The organism is Hydrogenophaga sp. (genome assembly GCF_051007235.1).
In the GTDB taxonomy this organism is placed as follows: domain Bacteria; phylum Pseudomonadota; class Gammaproteobacteria; order Burkholderiales; family Burkholderiaceae_C; genus Hydrogenophaga.
This window is the reverse complement of sequence record NZ_JBPCSJ010000507.1, coordinates 1-3,027: the sequence shown is the minus strand read 5'-3', so window position 1 is coordinate 3,027 and position 3,027 is coordinate 1. Positions and strand designations below refer to the sequence as shown.

At 67.0% G+C, this 3,027-nt stretch carries 3 protein-coding genes; all 3 read left to right on the top strand.

The features are described from left to right. The coding region (locus ACR2JA_RS17880) for a Bug family tripartite tricarboxylate transporter substrate binding protein (RefSeq protein WP_434010421.1) at positions 1–720 on the top strand (720 nt) is incomplete at its 5' end. A 143-nt stretch (positions 721–863) separates the two neighbouring features. Further along, the gene (locus tag ACR2JA_RS17875; RefSeq protein ID WP_434010420.1) at positions 864–1,640 is read left to right on the top strand and encodes an enoyl-CoA hydratase; all 777 of its coding nucleotides are present in this window, start codon (positions 864–866) and stop codon (positions 1,638–1,640) included. Between the two features lie 29 nt (positions 1,641–1,669). Further along, a complete protein-coding gene (locus ACR2JA_RS17870) occupies positions 1,670–2,830 on the top strand; it encodes an acyl-CoA dehydrogenase family protein (RefSeq protein WP_434010419.1) in 1,161 nt (386 codons plus the stop codon). The last annotated feature ends 197 nt before the right edge of the window (positions 2,831–3,027 follow it).

Below are 3,027 nucleotides of genomic sequence, written 5' to 3'. Positions count from 1 at the left end.
ACACCGGACGGCTACACCTTCCTGATCGCACCCACTTCGTTCGAGACCGCCAACCCCTACCTGTTCAAGCAGACCATCGCGCCGGCCAAGGACCTGACCCCAGTCGCCGGTGTGGGTCGCAGCCAGATGTACCTGGTGGTCAAGCCGCAGGCCACCTTCAAGGATGCCAATGAATTCGTGGCATATGCGCGCGCCAACCCCGGCAAGCTGTCGTACTCGTCCGCCGGTGCCGGTACCCCGCCGCACCTGGCCGGTGAACTGTTCAAGAAGGTCACCGGCGTGTTCGCCACCCACATCCCTTACCGCGGCGCCGCGCCGGCCCTGCAGGACGTGATGGCCAACCAGGCCGACTACGTGTTCGATCCGGGCATCGCCTTCCCGCACGTGCGCGCCGGCAAGGTGCGCATGCTGGCGGTGGCCGGTGCCAAGCGTTCGTCCTTCTTCCCCGACGTGCCCACACTGGCCGAGCTGGGCTTCAAGGGCGCCGAGCTGGACATCTGGTTCGGCATGTGGGCGCCCAACGGCACGCCGGCCGACGTGAGCGCGCGCATGGCCAAGGAGATCGCCAAGGCGCTGGCCCAGGCCAACACCAAGACGCGTTACGAATCGCTGGGTGCCGAGCCGGTGGGCCTGGACAACGCCGAGTTCAAGACCTTGCTGGTCACCGAAGCCAAGATGCTGTCGGGGCTCATCAAAGAAGCCAAGATCAACATCGACTAGGACATGGCCCCCACGCTCCGCCGCTGCGCAGGTCGCTGCCCCCCAAGGGGGTGCGAATCCAGCTTGGGGCGGCCCGGCGCTGGATTCATCTGCCCCCTCGATCCGCCGCTGTGCGGGTCGCTGCATCTCTGTCCACACACACCATGACTGAACAACCGGTCCTCGTCGACACGAGGGGCCGGGTGGGCGTCCTCACGCTCAACCGGCCAAAACAGCTCAACGCGCTCAACGACGCGCTGATGGACCAGCTGGGCGCGGCCCTGCTGGCCTTCGATGCCGACGACGGCATCGGTGCCATCGTCATCACCGGCAGCGCCAAGGCGTTTGCCGCCGGGGCCGACATCGAGGCCATGGCCGACTGGTCGTTCATGGACGTCTACCAAGGCGCCTTCATCACCCGCAACTGGGAAACCATCCGCCGCGTGCGCAAGCCGGTGCTGGCCGCGGTGTCCGGCTTCGCCATGGGCGGCGGATGCGAGCTGGCGCTGGCCTGCGACGTCATCGTCGCGGCCGAATCGGCGAAGTTCGCGCTGCCCGAAATCAAGCTCGCCATGCTGCCCGGCGCGGGGGGCACGCAGCGCCTGCCGCGCGCCATCGGCAAGGCCAAGGCCATGGACATGTGCCTCTCGGCCCGCATGCTGGACGCGCAGGAGGCCGACCGTTACGGCCTGGTCTCGCGCGTGGTGCCCGACGCCGAGTTGCTGGACCAGACCCTGGCCCTGGCCGAGAAGATCGCTGGCTTCTCCCTGCCCGCGCTGATGGCCATCAAGGCCTCGGTCAACCGGGCCTGGGAAAGCCCATTGACCGAAGGCATCCTGTTCGAGCGCCACGCGCTCTACGAACGCTTTGCCAGCGCCGACGCACACGAGGGCATGCACGCGTTTCTGGACAAACGCGCGCCGGCTTTCCAGCACCGCTGAACCCCATCCCGATCCCTGGAGCGAACCCCATGGCACTCGACGCCGAATCCTTTGACATTCTGTTGCCCACCATCCAGCGCTTCGTGCTGGAGCGCCTGGTGCCCGCCGAAAACCACCTCGAAGAGCACGACGAAGTGCCCGCCGACATCGTCGAGGACATGAAGGAAATGGGCCTGTTCGGCCTGACCGTGCCCGAGGAGTACGGCGGCATCGGCCTGTCGGTGAGCCAGGAGGTGCTGGTCAACTACGAGCTGGGCCGCACGGCGGCCGCCTTCCGTTCGGTGTTCGGCACCAACATCGGCATCGGCTCGCAGGGCATCCTGATGGACGGCACGCCCGAGCAGAAGGCCGAGTACCTGCCCAAGGTCGCCAGCGGCGAACTGATCATGTCGTTCGCGCTGACCGAGCCCGACGCCGGCACCGACGCCGCGTCGCTAAATACACGGTCCGAGCTCGACGGTGACCACTACGTGCTCAACGGCACCAAGCGCTACATCACCAACGCGCCGCGCGCGGGGGCTTTCACGCTCATGGCACGCACCGGTGGGCCCGGCGCAGGCGGCGTCTCGTCCTTCATCGTGCCTGCCGACACGCCCGGCATCAAGCTGGGCAAAAAGGACAAGAAGATGGGCCAGCGCGGCACCATGACCTGCGACGTGATCCTGGAGAACGTGCGCGTGCCGGCGGCCAACATCATCGGCGGCGTGCCGGGGCAGGGCTTCAAGACCGCGATGAAGGTGCTCGACCGCGGTCGGCTGAACATCTCGGCCGTGTCCTGCGGCCTGGCCTCGCGCATCATCGACGAGTCGCGCCGCTATGCCCGCGAGCGCAAGCAGTTCGGCAAGGCCATCGGCGAGTTCCAGCTGATCCAGGCCATGCTGGCCGACAGCCAGGCCGAGCTGCTGGCGGGCTGGTCGCTGGTCAAGGACGTGGCCCAGCGCTTCGACGGCAAGCCGGCCCATGTGTCCGATCCCGACATTTCCATGCGCGTGTCCTGCGCCAAGCTGTTTGCGACCGAGATGGTGGGGCGCGTGGCCGACCGCGGCGTGCAGATCCACGGCGGCGCGGGCTACATCAACGAATACCCGGTGGAGCGCTTCTACCGCGACGCCCGCCTGCTTCGCCTGTACGAAGGCACGACCCAGGTCCAGCAACTCATCATCGGCCGCGAACTGCTGCGTCAGGATTGATCGCACGCCGTCTGTTCACTTTCAGGAGATTCCACCATGGCCACCAGCAAAAACACCTTCAACTGGGAAGACCCGTTCCACCTGAGCGCCCAGCTGACCGACGACGAGCGCCAGGTGCAGGACGCTGCCCGCGCCTACTGCCAGGAAAAGCTGCTGCCGCGCGTGCAGCTGGCCTTCCGCAACGAGACCACCGACGC